We start from the raw sequence: 15,441 nt of genomic DNA on the forward strand, positions 1-15,441 counted from the left end.
GTTTACCGGTTCAAAGACTTTATGTTTTCACCTTTTCCAGATAGAAATAGACTGCCCCCATAAAGAAGCTTCCCCCGATAATATTGCCGAAAGTGACGGGAATCAGATTATGCAGGGCTCCGTATACGGAGATGCCGGGCCGGTGTTCCATGATCAAGGCGATCGCAAATGAGGTCATATTGGCAATGCTGTGCTCGAATCCGGAAATAAAAAAGCAATACACAAACAGAATCATCGCAAACAGCTTCGGCCCATCCCCCTTGAGGCTCATCGGGATGAAGAACGCCATGCAGACCAGCCAATTGCACAGAATGGCCCGAAAAAATAGCTGAAGAGCGGGAGCATCCATCTTATGCGCAACGACATCATAGAAAAAAACGTTGCTGTGCGGTTCGCGGAATAACCCGGTGCCCCATAGGAGCGCGGCGAAGAGGAGCGCGCCAATCAAGTTTCCCCCATAACTGGCGCCCCACATCTTCAGTACGTCTCCCCAGGTCGTCGATCCGCGCAGCGCAGAAAAGGTAAAGTAAAACGTATTCCCCGTGAACAAATCGCCGCCCGCGTAACCGATCAAAATAATAGCGGCGCCAAATGTCACAGCAGCCGCTGTATAGGCAAACGGCGAGGCCCCTTCGTCGAACAGATTGCCTGTCTTGAACGCAACGACAATGCCGAACCCGATAAACATGCTTGCCAGGATGGAACGGAGCAGATACGGGAACTTGCCGGAGTCCCACGCCGCCTTCTTTTTTAATGCCAAGGCCTCCACCTGATCTAATGCATGCCGCTGTTCCATAGCCTACTCCTTAATCCCTTTAGTTCCCTGTAGCATGCCTCTAAGTAATATCTCCCATACGCGCATATCCATTCATGCAAGCCGGATCTAACCCGAGCTTCGTTCTACGGGCATGCGGCCCCCAAAACCGTATCTACTTTACGGTTATCGTCCCATATTCACTGATGAGCTCCAATTTATGTGCGGCTTCCCCAATGGTGCCTTCTTTTGCTGTTTCCGAGCTCCCGTTCTCTTTGAAGCCATCTAAATCAACGCTTATATCCGACGAACCGCTGTGCGCGGCAAGCCTTAATGACACGGGAGCCGCTCGATAAGAAACCGCGATATCTCCTGATTTGGTTTCTATACGTAATGACTTCCCTTCTTGCATCTCTTGGAGTGAGACTTCACCATCTGTTGAAGTAATGGTCATCTCAGGACTAGTCACACCGGTAATATAGCTGCCACCGCTAAGGGAGGTTATTGTTAATTGGTTGAGCAAGCTGTCTTTCAAGTTCAATTCCCCGTCTCTGGATGTAAATTCACCCTTATCTGCGGATAGTCCTTCCATCATTTCCGTGCCGGAATCATTGGAAATAACGAGGTTTGCGGCCGTTACATCCTTCATCTTGATGTCACCCGCGCCATTATGCAATGTAATCGAATCTACCCCACGATCGGGGATGGATATATAGATAGTGCCTTTCTTGCCAAAACTGAAGCCCCCCATTCCCCCTTGATCTTGCTGGGTAATTACAATTTTCTTCCCGTCATGGAGAAGGGTCACAGGGTCGCTATTCTTGTCTTGCCGCTTTCCTTCACAAGCGATGGTGATTTGTCGGGATTCCGTATTTTTGAACTCAATATCCCAAGAATCATTGTTCATTTCGATTGCCTCAATGCCGTTTGCCTCGAAGGAAATTTTATTTTTAAAGTCCTGCATCCCCACTCCCTGGCAGCCAACCGCTAACCCGCCAACGGCAACTAAGGCAAGCGAAGCAAAAATCATTTTTTTCAACGCGAATCCCTCTATTCATTTGAAATGGATTTATATTGCCACATCGTTTTTGTCCACTTTATAAAAAGAAAGATAGCCGATGAGAAGGCCGAGCAGACATAGCGCAATCGGGATTCCTATGAATTGGAACAAACTGATCGGGCTCCCCCCGTCAGACACCGTGGCGTTAATCACGAAGCCGATGACGACAGCCGAGGTAATGGTGGAAGGGGCCGATTTTTTTCTCATGCCAAAAGATAAAGGAACCAGGCTGATTCCAGCCATCATAAATGCGTGCATCAACGTTGCCGGAACGGCCACCGCCATGTCATCGATACGAACAGGCGCTTCAAATAAACCTATCATCGGATTTAAGAAAAAAGTGAGTATATTGATGATGACCGTAGTCAGGATGATGCTAAAAAAACAGAACCCAAACACAATGGCTAACTTGGCTTGAATGATTTTTTTCCGTGGCCGCGGATACGTAAACAGCACTTGAATCATGCTGCTCTTGTATTCCTCAATCACTAGACGTGACAAGATAACGCTTGAGAAAATGAGATATACGATTCGAATCAAAATATTCGTTAAAGACATGAAGGCGGCATAATCCGGAAACATGGGCTCGCCTTCACCGTGAGAGCCCCGTGCCATCAGCGCAACGGCAACGAAAATGGCCACAATACAAATGGCTAAGCCTTTCAAATAACTGGATACGTTACTTTTTTCCCATTCTAGTCTTATCAGTTTAAGCATATCGAGTGCCTCCATGAATCAGATGGATGAAATATTCTTCTAACGAGCCGGGATGTTGTCTGCGGATGGTCTCCATCTTTACTTCTTTTAATAATTTGCCATGATGAATGACGCCAATCGTATCGGCGAGAGATTCAATTTCGGACACGATATGACTCGAAATGAAAATGGTAGTTCCGTATTTCTCTTTTAAAAGCAAGAGAAGCTCGCGAATCTCCTTCATTCCGATAGGATCCAGTCCATTAGTAGGCTCGTCAAGAAGGAGAATCTCCGGTTTCGTCACAAGCGCCCGCGCAATCCCTAACCGCTGCTTCATTCCTAAAGAAAATTCATGTATTTTTTTATTCTCCACTCCGTGAAGACCTGCGATCTCCAGCGCTTCCCTGATCGCGGTCTTATCGCGATACCCCGCGTATTCACAATGAAATTCCAAATTTGCCTTTGCCGTTAGCCGGTCATAAAACACGGGATATTCAATGATGCTGCCTATCCTTTGTAAGTATTGATAAGACGTTGGCAGAACCGGCTGATTGAATACTTTGATTTCACCGGAAGATGGCTTTACTAGATTTAATATCATTTTCATGATGGTTGTTTTTCCCGCTCCATTCGGGCCTAAAAATCCATAAATTTCTCCCTTGTTGACGTTCATATTGACATTCGAAATCGTCTCCGTGCCCCTGAAGGTCTTGCTTACTTGATGGATTTGAATGACGGCTTCCACTCCGAGTTCCTCCCGATTTCTTATTGATGTGCTACACTAAGTGTAAGGAATGAAAGTAAAATCAAAGTAAACGCTGCGGAAAATGCCCGTAACTTTTTTGGATAGGATGTAAGATAGAAAATGAATTGGCAGGATAAGATTGAAGCGAGGGAAGAGCACAATGGAATCTGCACACATCTTGGCGGTCGATGATGAAATCGGAATTTTGAAGTTATTGGAGATCACGCTCAGGAAAGAGAACTTTACTCATATCGACACCGTATCCACGGGCAAAGGCGCGTTGGAGCGCATCAAAGAAAAAGCATATGATATGATTTTGCTCGATATTATGCTTTCGGATATAAGCGGTTTTGAATTATGCACCGAGATGCGGAAGCATACAAATGCACCGATTATTTTTATTAGTGCGCGTTCTACCGATTTCGACAAACTAACGGGGCTGGGCATCGGCGGAGATGATTATATTACCAAGCCTTTCAATCCGTTGGAGGTTGTTGCTCGCATCAAAGCTATCCTTCGCCGTCAAAGGCTGGTTGAGCATTCACATCAACAGAACACGGTATACGATTATGGGTATTTCGCTTTTCATCCGGACTCGGCAACGTTAACCGTGAAGCATCAACCTGTAGATTGCACGGCCAAGGAGCTGGAGCTGCTTCATTTTTTTTGCAGACATCCCAATCATATCTTCACGACGGCTCAGCTTTACGAGCGGGTGTGGGGAAATGAGGTGTTCGGGGAAGAAAAAACGGTCACGATCCATATCTCCAAGCTGCGAAAAAAACTCGGGGACGATACCCGCAAACCAAAAATCATTGTGAATTTGCGAGGAATCGGTTATAAATTCATCCCCCCGAATGAGGCGCTCCTATGCGAATAAAAACTAGATTCACTGTTCATCTCGCCTTAGGACTTATTCTGTGGATGCTTGGGACGGGCTTCGTCATTATCGCGTTGCGTGAAGGCCTTCTGCCGCTGCTCGATATCCATGTCAGTCCAGATGATGAAGGATTTCTCGTTGGATGGATTTTTGGGATCAGCACGCTGCTTTGCATTGGCCTGTTCGGGTGGTATTTTGGCGGTCCGCTCGGATTCGTCATGGCCTGGATTCATCAGCTCTCGCAAGACAACTACCGGCAGCCAGCCGGATTGCCTCGCATTTATACCCGCAAAGGGAAGCTTCGCATGCGATACCGTCTCTATCAGGAGGTACTCCAGCACCTCCAATCCTTGGGTGTCACCTTGCAAGCGAATGAAGTCGAGAGAACCAGAATCGAACAAGCCAAACAGGATTGGATTGCGGGGATTTCCCATGATCTGAAAACGCCATTAACCTATATCAAGGGCTACTCCACCCTGTTATTAAATGATCAGTATGAGTGGTCGAAGGAAGAGGCGATTTCTTTTATTCGGGAGATTGATGACAAAGGAAAGCATATGGAAGACTTAATTCAAGATCTAAGCCTTGTCATCCAGCTCAATCGCGCTGACGGCACGCTGCCCTTACAGAAGACGAACCAGGATATGGTTGAATTTACGAAAAGGGTGGTCGCCGATATCAGCAATAATCCGCAAGCAAGCAGCTATCATCTTCATTTTGAAACGGACACGCCTGTCATTTATGTTCAGTTTGATCCGAAATACATGCAGCGCATCCTGCAAAATCTATTAATGAACTCCATTATCCATAATCCTGAACCTGCGGATATCTATGTCCAGCTTGCGGACAAAGGGGACCATGCCGCTATCCGGATCATGGATAACGGCGTTGGCATGCCGGCTTCTACGGTAGAACATCTGTTTCAGCAATATTACCGCGGCACCACCACGGATTCCTCCTCCGATGGGACCGGATTGGGGATGGCCATTGTCTACAAGCTGATTCAAGCCCAGGACGGCACTATTACGGTCGAGAGCAAGCCTTCGCAAGGAACCTCGTTCGAGATTAGGCTGCCGAAAAAAGGACGATTATAAAAAAGGAAGGGGGGTACCGGACTTTTATTCCGATATCCCCCCAGATCATTGGACACCTCTTCTTATAGACCAAACATGTTCCTTCGTTTCCCTGCCTGTGTTTAACACGATATACCCTTTAGGCCAGTGATGGGGGGATCGAAAAAGCGCTAATTCAAACGAAATATCCGTAGCACTTTACAAAAGTCACTTCAAGCCGCCAAAAAGTAACCGCTCTAAAAGGGGAGCTTGTAATATTTTTATTTTAGATCTTGCTGAACTTACTATGTGACCGGGAAATTAAATTTGAAATCCCAGTTTGATTGTTGTCCTCTTTGAATTTTTGCAGTAATATTAATCCCTACGGCATAACCTAACCCGTATTTCAGAATCGGAGTCCATCCATAATTTCTAACCAATTCAGTCCCCGAATCCTCAATGTTTATTGTCTTATCCTGTTTAGTAATATTCTTCATATCAGGATAACCAACACCATTTTGTGCTATTTGCATTTGTTTAAACGAAACTTTATAAGAAGAGTCATTAATTTCAAATCTATGGCTAACTTTGTCGATTCCCACAAAGTTAAATCCGTCCTTGTTTGTTGTAGTAATATAGATCGTTAACTTTTTCAGTTAAAGCACTCTTCACTTGTACATTTAGGAGTTCTCCAGTTGCCTCATTGGGAAGTATCCCATCTCCATTCAAGAAATTGATAAGACTGTGCTCACTAGGGACAATTCGTTCATTTTTGTTGTAAGTCTTTATAATCTGAAAATTTTCAAAGCCTTTTGCCTTTTACAGAAATGATTTCAGTTGCGTTTTGGTTTTCACTTGCGTTTGCGATTGTTCCAATGCCCAATGATGTGACCATAATAAGTAAGCTTAGAACAGAAACGAGAAATTTTCTTTTTTTCACAAAGAAACCTCTATCTGTTTATTTATGGTAAAAATGTATTATATAATAAATTACAAGCACAACACACACCTTCCTCTGTTGACCATTCAAGAAATCATCTAGCTTTGATGTACAGCACAAACTAAGTTTCCTCACACTTGATTCGATATTTTAGAGAGGTGAGTGAAATATTTTTTAGAACTAACTGATCCTAAAAAGGCTTAGTCGTTATGGGTGTGGCTGGGTGCTCTAAATCACCGACCCTTCTCAAGTTGTTTATGGTATGTCTTATGATATAACTAGTGAAGGGATTGGTCCTCAGCTAAGTGGATCGTCAACTTCTTCGGATAAAAGTGGTAAGACATCAGCTTTAACAAACAATACAATTTCAACGTCAATTAGTATGTATAGATTGCCAGAAGAAGGTAAGAAAATTACAGTCACGATTAAATGGAATAGTGATAATCAGGAAAAGATAATACTTATCCCTCAGTAAACTTCAAATAACAGGTTAACCTGTTCGGAAAAGAAAATGAACAAATACCAGATTTCACTATTTTACAAAGAACACTAGCCAACGTAGTTCATCGTGACGGGTGAGACATAGGTCTCGATCAAGCTCGCCACAGTAAACAAGACGGCCATTAAGCCAAGCAGCGCCGCGATTGTACGCCATTCCTTCTTCCAATCAACCGGTTGCTTGGTGCGTACGTAGCGAAGGACCCAGCTAAAGGGCTTCAAGCCTATGGTACAGGCCAGTAGGATCGCCGGAACCTCAAAGATGCCATGGGGCGCCAACGCCGCGATAATTGCAGCCGCAGAATAATGGGAGGCAGACAGCATAACAAGATAACCGAGCATAAACCCGTTGAAGAGAGTCAGCAGCACGGCAGGAACGGATAAAAGAATCCCGCTGGCTGCAATGAGAAGACCTGCACCGATATTGTTCGCCGCAATCTGGTACCATTCGTAATCGAACCCGGTGATCAGATTGGAATTATCCACATGAATTTGCTTTCCAATGAATAGACTGAGCGCAATGCCTGCGAAGAACCAAATTGCCGCGGCCCGGATCAGTTTCTTTTCATCATGCCAAATCTTCTTCCAAAAGGTTCGCAACATAACCCGCTCCCTTCTTCTGCCATAGATTGTAATCAAGTACATCATATGTCGAAAAACGTGCATGCGTGCTAGATTTAAGTACGTCGAAGTTATCAACTCTAGCAGCAGACCGATGCGGTTGAAAGACAAACTTCCGCGAAATACTGCAATCGCGGGAGTTCTTTGTCTTGTTTATCCATATTTACATTACGAAAGAAATTGGGAGAGGTGCGACTGGTCTTCCAGAGCCAGGTCGCCATTTTTTTGAGGTTCATGGCAGCAAAAACTCGCTCTATTGTTTCTTTCCTCTGCGCATAACTCCATTTGTTTTCATCTGTATGGCGAAGGTGATCGCCTCGTCCTCACCGTATACTCTCATCTCATCGTCGAAGATGCTGTGAACTCGCAAATAGCGGAAGGGGCACACCCTCTCCCCATGCCGCAGCTGATCCTGAACATCGGCATGCAAGCCTCCTTGGCTTTGCCTATCGTGATCAACGGCTTCCACGTATGCCGGATCGGTTTGCCGGGGACGGAGAGGTCCACTTCTCAGGCGTACTTCTCCTGCCCCGAGAATATCATCATCCGCTGCACCAAGCGATTGGCTGCGCTGCAAATACGGATTGATTATCCTCAGCGCGCTGGATGAATTGAACGCCAAATCGGTGGCCGATGGCTTTTTCATCTACTCCACCAAAGCTGCAGTATCTCCCGCCACTCTAGTCATCTGCTCCACCAATGCTGCAAAAATGCAGGAATTTTTATTGACACGAGGTTGCGAAAATAAGATTGCTGCAAAAATACAGCAATTCCCCTACGGCAAGGCATATATAGCGTTCAAAATGGCGAAATAATGTAATTTTGCATGATTTTCTTGGAATTTAGCCTCTTGAGGTTAAAAATGCTGCGCCTGTCAGGCTGTTGAGAAAGAAGTTTTGAGCAGGAAAATGGATATTTCCACCATCCTGAAAACTGCACCATTTCCCTAGACACGCCCATCCGGCAGGCGAAATCCGCAAACTCCACGATTTTTCCAGGCACGCCGATTCGGTAAGCGAAATCCTGCAGAAATACAGCAATTCGATCTGGACGACTATTCCAGAAAGGGAATCCTGCAAAATTACAGGAATTTCCCCCGTTTCGCTTCGGTTTGAAGCAAAAGGGCCTAAAATGATGTAGATTTGCAGCAATTCCTCGGGATGTGGACTCATTAAGCCGAAATTCCTGTAAAATAGCAGCAATTTCCTCCGCACGTCCAAGCCCCGGGAGGCAACGATGCTTCCAGCCGGCCGATAGTGCTTCCAGCAGGCTGATAATGCTTCCTGAAGGCGATGATGCCCCCAGCATCCGACGCGGTCGGTTGGATCCCGTAAGATCAGGCCATTGAGTAGTCTATGGGACTTTTCACCTGTGATGTGGATCTCTTCTCCCGGTAGAAAAAAATCGATTTAAAACGCTCTAAGAGCCAAAGTTTGGATGAGGAAAATGGACCTTCTCCACCCCTTCACAAAAAACAGGGGTTTTCCAACAGCCTGGCCTGTGCAGCATTTTCAAGCGGGGACTAGCTTGCTTCTCGCAGGGACCAGCTTGCTTCAAGCGCGGACCAGCTTGCCATAACCTAACCTGCTCTGCCTCCCCCGGCCCCGCCCTTCCTAAGAAAAAAAGACTGTCGACAGGACTTTGTCGACAGTCTGGCGCACCCGATAACGGGTGCGCATCGTACCGCAAGACTCGTGAATGCCTTACAGTACAACGGCAAGGTTGCTCAAGCCTGCGTCTACAAGGAATAAAATTAAATCTTTGACAGGCTCAAGCGCGGGAGGAACGACGCCGTTAAGGATTCCTTCCAGAACCTGCTGTGCCTCAGCGAGGTTAATTCCCAAGATAGAAGCGATTTTGAATAACGCCATGTTATCACCTCCTCTTGCCTTGCTGAGATTACTATATTCGGGAGTTGTCTCTTCGGACCCTGAAACTATGAAAATCAAACGAAATTACATATTTTCATGGATTGCCGTACTTGAAAAATGGAGGGACAAAATGACAAATGCTGCAAGTGACTCTTTGAGATAGGGCTGCTTTTGACCGATCAGCGCATGTCATCACGGGGAATGATGCATCGCAAAAAGGACTGCTCATAAGTAGATGAACTACGATGAGACAGCCCCTCGATTTCACATCATATTCAAAATGGTAAAGAAACGAATCCCTTCTCCTCATCCTGGCATGATATCTTCATGCTACTCTACCGGAATGCGCAGGGATACTTTTTTGCCGCCATAGGTAAAGGTAATGACGGCCTTGCCTTTGCTCACTGCGGTAATCGTGCCCTGACTGGCGGTCGCTTTGCCATTCGACTTGGACTGGGCGAGCGACGTTACATCGCTGCTGTTTCCGCTGGTATACACGGCCTGTACCCGATAAGTGGTCGTTTGATAAGGAGCCAGCTTCGGGTTCGATGCCGTGACCGTCAGCTTCTGCAGCTTAGGCGTGACCTGAACGGGGATTTCAAATGTGCGATCGCCGTAAACGCCGACGATTTTCGTCGTCCCTTCCTTCAACCCCTTTATGCTGGCGCCTGCCGCTTTGGCGATTTGCGCGTTGTCGGATGTCCAGGCCACCTTGCTTGCAAGCGACACCTTTTTCCCGTTGGAATAGGTGCCGATTACTTTGATCGGCTTAGAAGCTCCGGCCCCGACGACGAGAGACGCAGGCTGCACCTCGATGCTCGCCAGGCTCTCCTGCAAGGTGACTGGAAGGGATACTCCTTTTCCTCCATAATACAGTTTCACGCTGGCACGCCCCGGCTGGCCTGCCGCGGTAACTGTGCCGTTGCTCGCTTGAATGCCTTTGCCGGCCACTTTCGCCGTCACCTGCGAGGTCACATCCACCGTTCGCCCGCCTTCATAGACCGCCTGAACGGAATAAGCGGCCGCTTTACCGGGAGTCAGCACCAGTTTCGCAGGCGTTACGGTTAGTTTTTTAATCTTGGGCGTAATCTGCACGGGAATGTTGAACGGCTGCTGGCCTAACACGCCCGTAACGGTCGTACTGCCTTCCGCCACTCCCTTTATCGTTCCGCCGCTAACCCGCGCAACCTGATCATTTCCGGATTTCCATTGGATTTTCGTTCCGATGGATACTTTTTTTCCATTGGAGTAATAACCCGTTACTTTAATCGGCTGAGAGGAGCCCGCGCTTATGGTGACGGAAGACGGCTCCACTTCATACTTCACGAAATCCTCTTCTATACGAACGGGAACGGTAACCTTCTGATTGCCGTACGTGCCTGTCAGCTTCGCCGAAGCGCCATATCTGCCGCTCACCTTGCCTCCGCTGATCGTCAACACATCCGAACTGGGCTGCCACGTGACGGATCCGGTCACATCCTCGATCCTGCCGTCCTTATAGAGGGCGTTCACCTTGGGAAGATCGGCTTCCTTGCCAATGACGAGATATAATGACTTGGATGCGGCCTTCAATTTAAATGACGCCGCCGCGGCATTGCTCTTGGCTTGGATGCTAGCCGGCCACGATACGGCAAGGATAAGTATCGCACACACAACGAGCAAGCCAGAACCGAAGCGGCCTTTTCCTGATTCAAATACGGACTTCATAAGTTACTCCTTTCAACTGCCTGACTGTATCTTTTCGATGCCTTATTCCGATACTTAAGGATTAAACTATGTTTCTTCCGAATAGTTCATATGATCGAGATAGGCTCTACTTCTTATAACGGCTATTGATGGGAAAAAGTGTTGCTTTTTTTGAAAATATCGACCCGCAACGGCCTCAAGACTATCGTCAAACTCGTCACTTCACAGTATGCTTTACTTACGTTGTGAAAATTTGAACAATTTGGACTATTGATTTGTGAAAAAAATCACAGTAGACTGTATGTGTGAAATAAATCACAACAAAATTCAACAATTTTGGTTACTTAGACTTGACTCCCAAGGAGGAATTGCGATGAAGATTGCAGTGATTGGATGTACCCATGCCGGAACCGCAGCGGTGGTCAATGCGGCCAAGCTGTACCCCGATGCGCGGATTACCGTTTACGAACGCAACGACAACATATCGTTTTTATCTTGCGGTATCGCTTTGTATGTGGGCGGCGTCGTAGAGAATCCGGAAGGGCTCTTTTACTCCTCCCCGCAGCATCTGGCCGATTTGGGCGTCGTCACCCGCATGCGTCATGAGGTCCTCTCGGTCGATACGGATGCGAAAACCATTCAAGTGCGCAACCTGCTCACCGGAGAGGAATTCAAAGATGGTTTCGACAAGCTGATTGTTACGACGGGATCCTGGCCGGTCATTCCACAGCTTCCAGGCATGGAGCTTGGCAACATTCTGCTGTGCAAAAACTATGAACATGCCAACACCATCATCGCAAAGGCAAAACAGGCGAATCATATCACGGTGGTCGGTGCGGGATATATCGGCGTAGAGCTTGTGGAGGCGTTCCAGCAAAGCGGCAAACAGGTGACGCTGATTGACAGCGCAGACCGGATTTTGAACCGTTATCTGGATACCGAATTCAGCGGCCGGATCGAGGAAGCGTTCCGCGGCAAAGGCATCGATCTTGCGCTTGGGCAGACCGTGAAAAGTTTTGAAGGCAAGGACGGCCTGGTCAACCTCGTCATCACCGACAAGGGCGAAATCGAAACGGATATGGTCATTCTTTGTATCGGATTCCGCCCGAATACGCAACTGCTTCAAGGTCAGGTGGATATGCTGCCGAATGGCGCGATCATCGTGGATGAATATATGCGAACCAGCAAGCAGGACGTGTTCGCCGCCGGCGACAGCTGTGCCGTGCATTACAATCCTACCGGCAAGGCGGCTTACATTCCGCTGGCCACCAATGCGGTGCGTATGGGAATGCTGGCGGCCCGCAATCTGATGGGGCCAACGACAAAATACTTGGGCACGCAGGGCACGTCGGGCCTCAAAATATACGATCTCAACCTTGCTTCGACGGGACTTACCGAAGTCGCATGCGCCGACGAGAAGATGAATGCCGAAGCGGTTACGGTAACTGACGCCTATCGGCCGGAATTTATGCCTACGGCAGAGACGGTAACCTTGAAGGTGGTATATGAACAAGAAAGCCGCCGTCTGCTGGGTGCGCAAATCATGTCCAAAGTCGATCTGACCCAAGCGATGAACACCTTGTCGGTATGCATTCAAAACGGGATGACGATCGACGAGCTGGCTTTCGTCGACTTCTTCTTCCAGCCTCACTTTAACAAGCCTTGGAACTTTTTGAATACGGCCGGCATTGCCGCGCTTCCCCACGTTGGAGACGGGGAGCCGCAGCACGCCTGAATGAATCAACATGAATAAAGGTCATCGGATCATCTTTACAGGCGCCCGATGACTTTTGCTTTACCCGAGAACGATCATGAAGCGTACTTGTACCAGAAACAGGGGGGGGCTGGGATAGCCTTACACTCCTGCTTCAACCAAGCGTAGGTAAGCAAAAGATGAGACATAACGTGATACGAGCGATCTTGAATGAGGAAGAGACTTAGAAGGCGTGCCCAGCAGGACACGCCTCGTTATCATGGATGATTGTAGAATGAAGGAGAGTTGAGACAATCCTCATCTATCATTATTCTGAAACCACGTTTCAAAATCATCTTCGTCGGATTCATTCTTACGTAAACCTCCGGACGAAGCGGCCTGGTTCCCCGTGTTAAGAGTTCCTGCATGAACGGATGAATTCATTTGCAGAATCCACCCTAATGTAAATAGGATAACGGCAAACAGCATATATTGTGCACAGTTTGTCATAAAGAAGTTTACAATTTCATATCTATTTTCGCTGGCCACCAACTGGCTCATGGCTATCATTTCAGAAATATAACCGTAGCTGTTGGCCGCCGACCAAGCGGTATATAGCATTAGCAACCCGGCAAGTGCATATAGACCCATACTTAAAATGGGAATCTTCTTTTTTCTCATGTTTTCCTTCTCTTTTCGCTAGATTTTTTATGTTCAATCCTCACGGCCACGACTTAGTCAGTTTCTCCAACTAAAAACAGTCTTCCCGCATGTATCCCCCATACCTCATCGGCAATAGAGGTCACCTTTTTGGAGTGGGTAACGATAATGACGCATTTGCCTTCCTCATGGGCAAGCGAAGTGAAAATCTTTAAAATTTCGGCTTCCGTATCCTTGTCCAAATTTCCGGTCGGCTCATCGGCGATGATGATGCCTGGATGATGCGACAGCGCCCGTGCGATACCAACCCGCTGCTGTTCGCCGCCCGATAATTTCAGTACCGGCCTGTCGGCTGTTTCACGATCAATTCCAACTTTTTCAAGAATTTGATAGGCAAATTCCTTCTTATCCTTTTCAGGGCTCTTGCTGATGTTCATGGAAAGAACAATATTTTGAACCGCCGTAGCGCTTGTAAGCAGGTTATAAGCCTGAAAGATAACGCCGATGCTCTTTGCCCTGTAATCGTCGCGGTCAATTTTTTTCAGATCATCGCCCCGATAATAAATCGCACCTTCCTTACAAGTGTCAAGACCTGCCATCAGCGACAGCAGGGTGGACTTGCCAGAACCCGACTTGCCAATAATCGTATACACTTTTCCTGCCTCGAACGCGGTGCTTACCTCTTTCAGAACGCTTTTTTTGGCGCCATCATATTTGTAGGAGACGTTTTGTAACGACAATACACTCATATTTATCACTTAATTCCTTTCCATAAGAATTTTAATCGGTTCGTATTTGGTAATTCGGGTGATCGATAGTAGACTCGCTAAAGATACGAGCAGCAACGCGATTCCTATAATTTGAAGAGCCGAGTTCATATTTAAGGAAAGATCGATGCTGCTGAGCGGCTCCACGTCTGCGCTTGGAAAGGAGCTCTGCGGAGCCATCATCATCATATTGCCTCCGCTTGGCTGTTGATTCGCTGCCTCTTCTGCCATTTCAATCTGGTTGGCAAGCAAGGCATTGGTGACTGGCTGCGCTGACAGACTGCCCGCCCCAAGTCCAACCGCCAAGCATGCACAGGTTATGATTAAGATTTCAGACCACAATCCAAAAGCGACCTTCCTTTTTTTCATCCCCATCGCCCGCAGGACGCCGATTTCATATTTGCGCTCCCGGATAGAGATGGAGGAAAGAAGCGTGATAATGATGCCCCCGAGAATTAAAACGACCGCCATGAACGTCACAGCCACGCCTTTGAGTCCTTCCACGGGACCAATGATTTTATTGTAAGAAGCCTCATCCGTAGTAACTTCAAAGGTTTTCTCCAACCCTTTATCGTATACTTCCTCAGCGAACGCATCCAACATGTCGGGTTGCTTCAGAAAATAGGTCGCTTCAACCTTGATCCCCGACATATCTGGTTGGATTTCCTGCACGACCGTCTCATAGGTCGTAAGTATTTCATTGCGGCGGTTAGTAAAAGCGTTTTTCATTGAGCCTTCCGAGTATTCGTCCGTCGCGTCATAGTAGGTTCCCACCACGGTCAATTCATATGATATATCCGCACGTTTCCCTTCCATCATATTGTTCAATTCACCATATAACGATAGCTTATCCCCGATTTGAATCCCGTTTTTCTCCGCTAAATCCGTACTAATGATACCCTCGTTACGTTCTTCCGGCATTCTTCCTTCCGCAAGCTCCCGCATTCCATCCTCAAATTCAGTAAATTTATTTCCGAAAAGACTCAGCATGAACTGCATGGGTTCACCCTCGGACATACCTGGACCGCCACCCATCCGCATCAGGCCGCTTCCCGCGCCAAGCTCCGCGTCAATTGCGGTTATGTTTTCGCTGTTTACACCGGTTCTGGCCGTATATAGGCTGCTCTGCAGATATTCCGATTCGCCAAAAGCAATATAGTGGTCAGCAGGGATCGTCGGAATGGTTATCATGACCCGCCCATCTTTGCTGTTAGCCATGGCCTCCTCTCGTATTTTCTGCATGTTAGGTTCAAGACGCACTTCCGATCCAAAACGGCCCTTATAGTCGTCTATGATGCCATTTGCGGTGTTACGGATCATAATCGTGATCACGGTGGTAACGATAACGACCAAAATGATTGCGCCGATCAGAATGTTCCTCCCTCTATTTTGCAGCACATTGTGAAGCGCATTTTTTAAAATGTACATGTTCTCTCCTCCATGAAAATCGTTTTGCGACGAGCCCCGGATTCTCATCGGAGAATAGAATACCGTCCCAATCTAACTTTAATCTAACTT

General features: G+C 47.2%; 16 protein-coding genes and 2 pseudogenes. 5 read left to right on the forward strand and 13 right to left on the reverse strand.

What is annotated here, in order from left to right:
- Window positions 1–19 precede the first annotated feature (19 nt).
- The 4 genes and pseudogenes from L6439_RS24365 to L6439_RS24380 form a co-directional block, all read right to left on the reverse strand.
- The gene (locus tag L6439_RS24365) at window positions 20–796 is read right to left on the reverse strand and encodes a formate/nitrite transporter family protein (RefSeq protein ID WP_213471131.1); all 777 of its coding nucleotides are present in this window, start codon (window positions 794–796) and stop codon (window positions 20–22) included.
- A gap of 133 nt (window positions 797–929) precedes the next feature.
- Window positions 930–1,784 carry a DUF4097 family beta strand repeat-containing protein gene (locus tag L6439_RS24370; RefSeq protein ID WP_306434374.1) on the reverse strand — a complete coding sequence of 285 codons (855 nt, stop codon included), beginning with the start codon at window positions 1,782–1,784 and terminating at the stop codon, window positions 930–932.
- A gap of 39 nt (window positions 1,785–1,823) precedes the next feature.
- Window positions 1,824–2,531 carry an ABC transporter permease gene (locus tag L6439_RS24375; RefSeq protein WP_213471129.1) on the reverse strand — a complete coding sequence of 236 codons (708 nt, stop codon included), beginning with the start codon at window positions 2,529–2,531 and terminating at the stop codon, window positions 1,824–1,826.
- 37 nt (window positions 2,532–2,568) lie between these two features.
- Window positions 2,569–3,255: pseudogene (locus L6439_RS24380) on the reverse strand (ABC transporter ATP-binding protein); the annotation flags it as partial.
- Window positions 3,256–3,415: 160 nt separating this feature from the next.
- Between L6439_RS24380 and L6439_RS24385 the strand changes: the two are divergent.
- Together L6439_RS24385 and L6439_RS24390 are read left to right on the forward strand one after the other, a co-directional pair.
- Window positions 3,416–4,135 (forward strand): response regulator transcription factor, encoded by a 720-nt coding sequence (locus L6439_RS24385; RefSeq protein WP_168178660.1) that lies wholly within the window; start codon window positions 3,416–3,418, stop codon window positions 4,133–4,135.
- Window positions 4,126–5,229: a sensor histidine kinase gene (locus tag L6439_RS24390; protein ID WP_168178661.1), complete on the forward strand. Its 1,104-nt coding sequence runs from the start codon at window positions 4,126–4,128 to the stop codon at window positions 5,227–5,229. Before L6439_RS24385 ends, L6439_RS24390 begins: the two co-directional genes overlap by 10 nt.
- Before the next feature lie 263 nt (window positions 5,230–5,492).
- Here L6439_RS24390 and L6439_RS24395 read toward each other — a convergent pair whose 3' ends face one another.
- From L6439_RS24395 to L6439_RS29810, 3 genes and pseudogenes are all read right to left on the reverse strand, one after another.
- On the reverse strand, window positions 5,493–5,789 hold the full coding sequence (locus tag L6439_RS24395; protein ID WP_213471128.1) for a hypothetical protein: 297 nt from the start codon (window positions 5,787–5,789) through the stop codon (window positions 5,493–5,495).
- Between the two features lie 887 nt (window positions 5,790–6,676).
- Window positions 6,677–7,228, reverse strand: coding sequence for a stage II sporulation protein M (locus L6439_RS24400; RefSeq protein WP_213471127.1), 552 nt, complete (start codon window positions 7,226–7,228; stop codon window positions 6,677–6,679).
- A gap of 98 nt (window positions 7,229–7,326) precedes the next feature.
- A pseudogene (locus L6439_RS29810) lies at window positions 7,327–7,560 on the reverse strand (hypothetical protein); the annotation flags it as partial.
- Between the two features lie 83 nt (window positions 7,561–7,643).
- On the opposite strand from L6439_RS29810, the gene L6439_RS24405 reads away from it, so the two are divergent.
- Together L6439_RS24405 and L6439_RS24410 are read left to right on the forward strand one after the other, a co-directional pair.
- On the forward strand, window positions 7,644–7,856 hold the full coding sequence (locus tag L6439_RS24405; RefSeq protein ID WP_213471126.1) for a hypothetical protein: 213 nt from the start codon (window positions 7,644–7,646) through the stop codon (window positions 7,854–7,856).
- Window positions 7,831–8,061, forward strand: a complete 231-nt coding sequence (locus L6439_RS24410) for a Clp protease/crotonase-like domain-containing protein (protein ID WP_213471125.1) — start codon at window positions 7,831–7,833, stop codon at window positions 8,059–8,061. Before L6439_RS24405 ends, L6439_RS24410 begins: the two co-directional genes overlap by 26 nt.
- Window positions 8,062–8,088: 27 nt before the next feature.
- Here L6439_RS24410 and L6439_RS24415 read toward each other — a convergent pair whose 3' ends face one another.
- The 3 genes from L6439_RS24415 to L6439_RS24425 form a co-directional block, all read right to left on the reverse strand.
- Window positions 8,089–8,418, reverse strand: a complete 330-nt coding sequence (locus L6439_RS24415) for a hypothetical protein (RefSeq protein WP_213471124.1) — start codon at window positions 8,416–8,418, stop codon at window positions 8,089–8,091.
- Window positions 8,419–8,949: 531 nt separating this feature from the next.
- Window positions 8,950–9,117 carry a hypothetical protein gene (locus tag L6439_RS24420; protein WP_168178665.1) on the reverse strand — a complete coding sequence of 56 codons (168 nt, stop codon included), beginning with the start codon at window positions 9,115–9,117 and terminating at the stop codon, window positions 8,950–8,952.
- A 330-nt stretch (window positions 9,118–9,447) separates the two neighbouring features.
- A complete protein-coding gene (locus tag L6439_RS24425) occupies window positions 9,448–10,824 on the reverse strand; it encodes an Ig-like domain-containing protein (RefSeq protein ID WP_168178666.1) in 1,377 nt (458 codons plus the stop codon).
- Between the two features lie 352 nt (window positions 10,825–11,176).
- Between L6439_RS24425 and L6439_RS24430 the strand changes: the two genes are divergently transcribed.
- A complete protein-coding gene (locus L6439_RS24430; protein WP_168178667.1) occupies window positions 11,177–12,538 on the forward strand; it encodes an FAD-dependent oxidoreductase in 1,362 nt (453 codons plus the stop codon).
- A 276-nt stretch (window positions 12,539–12,814) separates the two neighbouring features.
- Here L6439_RS24430 and L6439_RS24435 read toward each other — a convergent pair whose 3' ends face one another.
- Genes L6439_RS24435 through L6439_RS24445 form a run of 3 tightly spaced genes read right to left on the reverse strand, consistent with a single transcriptional unit; the run spans window position 12,815 to window position 15,351 of the window.
- A complete protein-coding gene (locus tag L6439_RS24435; protein WP_168178668.1) occupies window positions 12,815–13,177 on the reverse strand; it encodes a hypothetical protein in 363 nt (120 codons plus the stop codon).
- Window positions 13,178–13,230: 53 nt separating this feature from the next.
- Complete coding sequence (locus L6439_RS24440) at window positions 13,231–13,905, reverse strand: ABC transporter ATP-binding protein (protein ID WP_213471123.1); 675 nt, start codon at window positions 13,903–13,905, stop codon at window positions 13,231–13,233.
- 9 nt (window positions 13,906–13,914) lie between these two features.
- The gene (locus L6439_RS24445; protein ID WP_213471122.1) at window positions 13,915–15,351 is read right to left on the reverse strand and encodes an ABC transporter permease; all 1,437 of its coding nucleotides are present in this window, start codon (window positions 15,349–15,351) and stop codon (window positions 13,915–13,917) included.
- Window positions 15,352–15,441: the final 90 nt, after the last annotated feature.

This window comes from Paenibacillus dendritiformis (assembly GCF_021654795.1).
GTDB lineage: Bacteria > Bacillota > Bacilli > Paenibacillales > Paenibacillaceae > Paenibacillus_B.

Bases quoted from the DNA above. Each gene is read 5' to 3' on its own strand.
- L6439_RS24365 (WP_213471131.1), bottom strand. From the start codon at position 796: ATGGAACAGCGGCATGCATTAGATCAGGTGGAGGCCTTGGCATTAAAA.
- L6439_RS24370 (WP_306434374.1), bottom strand. From the start codon at position 1,784: ATGATTTTTGCTTCGCTTGCCTTAGTTGCCGTTGGCGGGTTAGCGGTT.
- L6439_RS24375 (WP_213471129.1), bottom strand. From the start codon at position 2,531: ATGCTTAAACTGATAAGACTAGAATGGGAAAAAAGTAACGTATCCAGT.
- L6439_RS24385 (WP_168178660.1), top strand. From the start codon at position 3,416: ATGGAATCTGCACACATCTTGGCGGTCGATGATGAAATCGGAATTTTG.
- L6439_RS24390 (WP_168178661.1), top strand. From the start codon at position 4,126: ATGCGAATAAAAACTAGATTCACTGTTCATCTCGCCTTAGGACTTATT.
- L6439_RS24400 (WP_213471127.1), bottom strand. From the start codon at position 7,228: ATGTTGCGAACCTTTTGGAAGAAGATTTGGCATGATGAAAAGAAACTG.
- L6439_RS24405 (WP_213471126.1), top strand. From the start codon at position 7,644: ATGCCGCAGCTGATCCTGAACATCGGCATGCAAGCCTCCTTGGCTTTG.
- L6439_RS24415 (WP_213471124.1), bottom strand. From the start codon at position 8,418: ATGAGTCCACATCCCGAGGAATTGCTGCAAATCTACATCATTTTAGGC.
- L6439_RS24420 (WP_168178665.1), bottom strand. From the start codon at position 9,117: ATGGCGTTATTCAAAATCGCTTCTATCTTGGGAATTAACCTCGCTGAG.
- L6439_RS24425 (WP_168178666.1), bottom strand. From the start codon at position 10,824: ATGAAGTCCGTATTTGAATCAGGAAAAGGCCGCTTCGGTTCTGGCTTG.
- L6439_RS24430 (WP_168178667.1), top strand. From the start codon at position 11,177: ATGAAGATTGCAGTGATTGGATGTACCCATGCCGGAACCGCAGCGGTG.
- L6439_RS24435 (WP_168178668.1), bottom strand. From the start codon at position 13,177: ATGAGAAAAAAGAAGATTCCCATTTTAAGTATGGGTCTATATGCACTT.
- L6439_RS24440 (WP_213471123.1), bottom strand. From the start codon at position 13,905: ATGAGTGTATTGTCGTTACAAAACGTCTCCTACAAATATGATGGCGCC.
- L6439_RS24445 (WP_213471122.1), bottom strand. From the start codon at position 15,351: ATGTACATTTTAAAAAATGCGCTTCACAATGTGCTGCAAAATAGAGGG.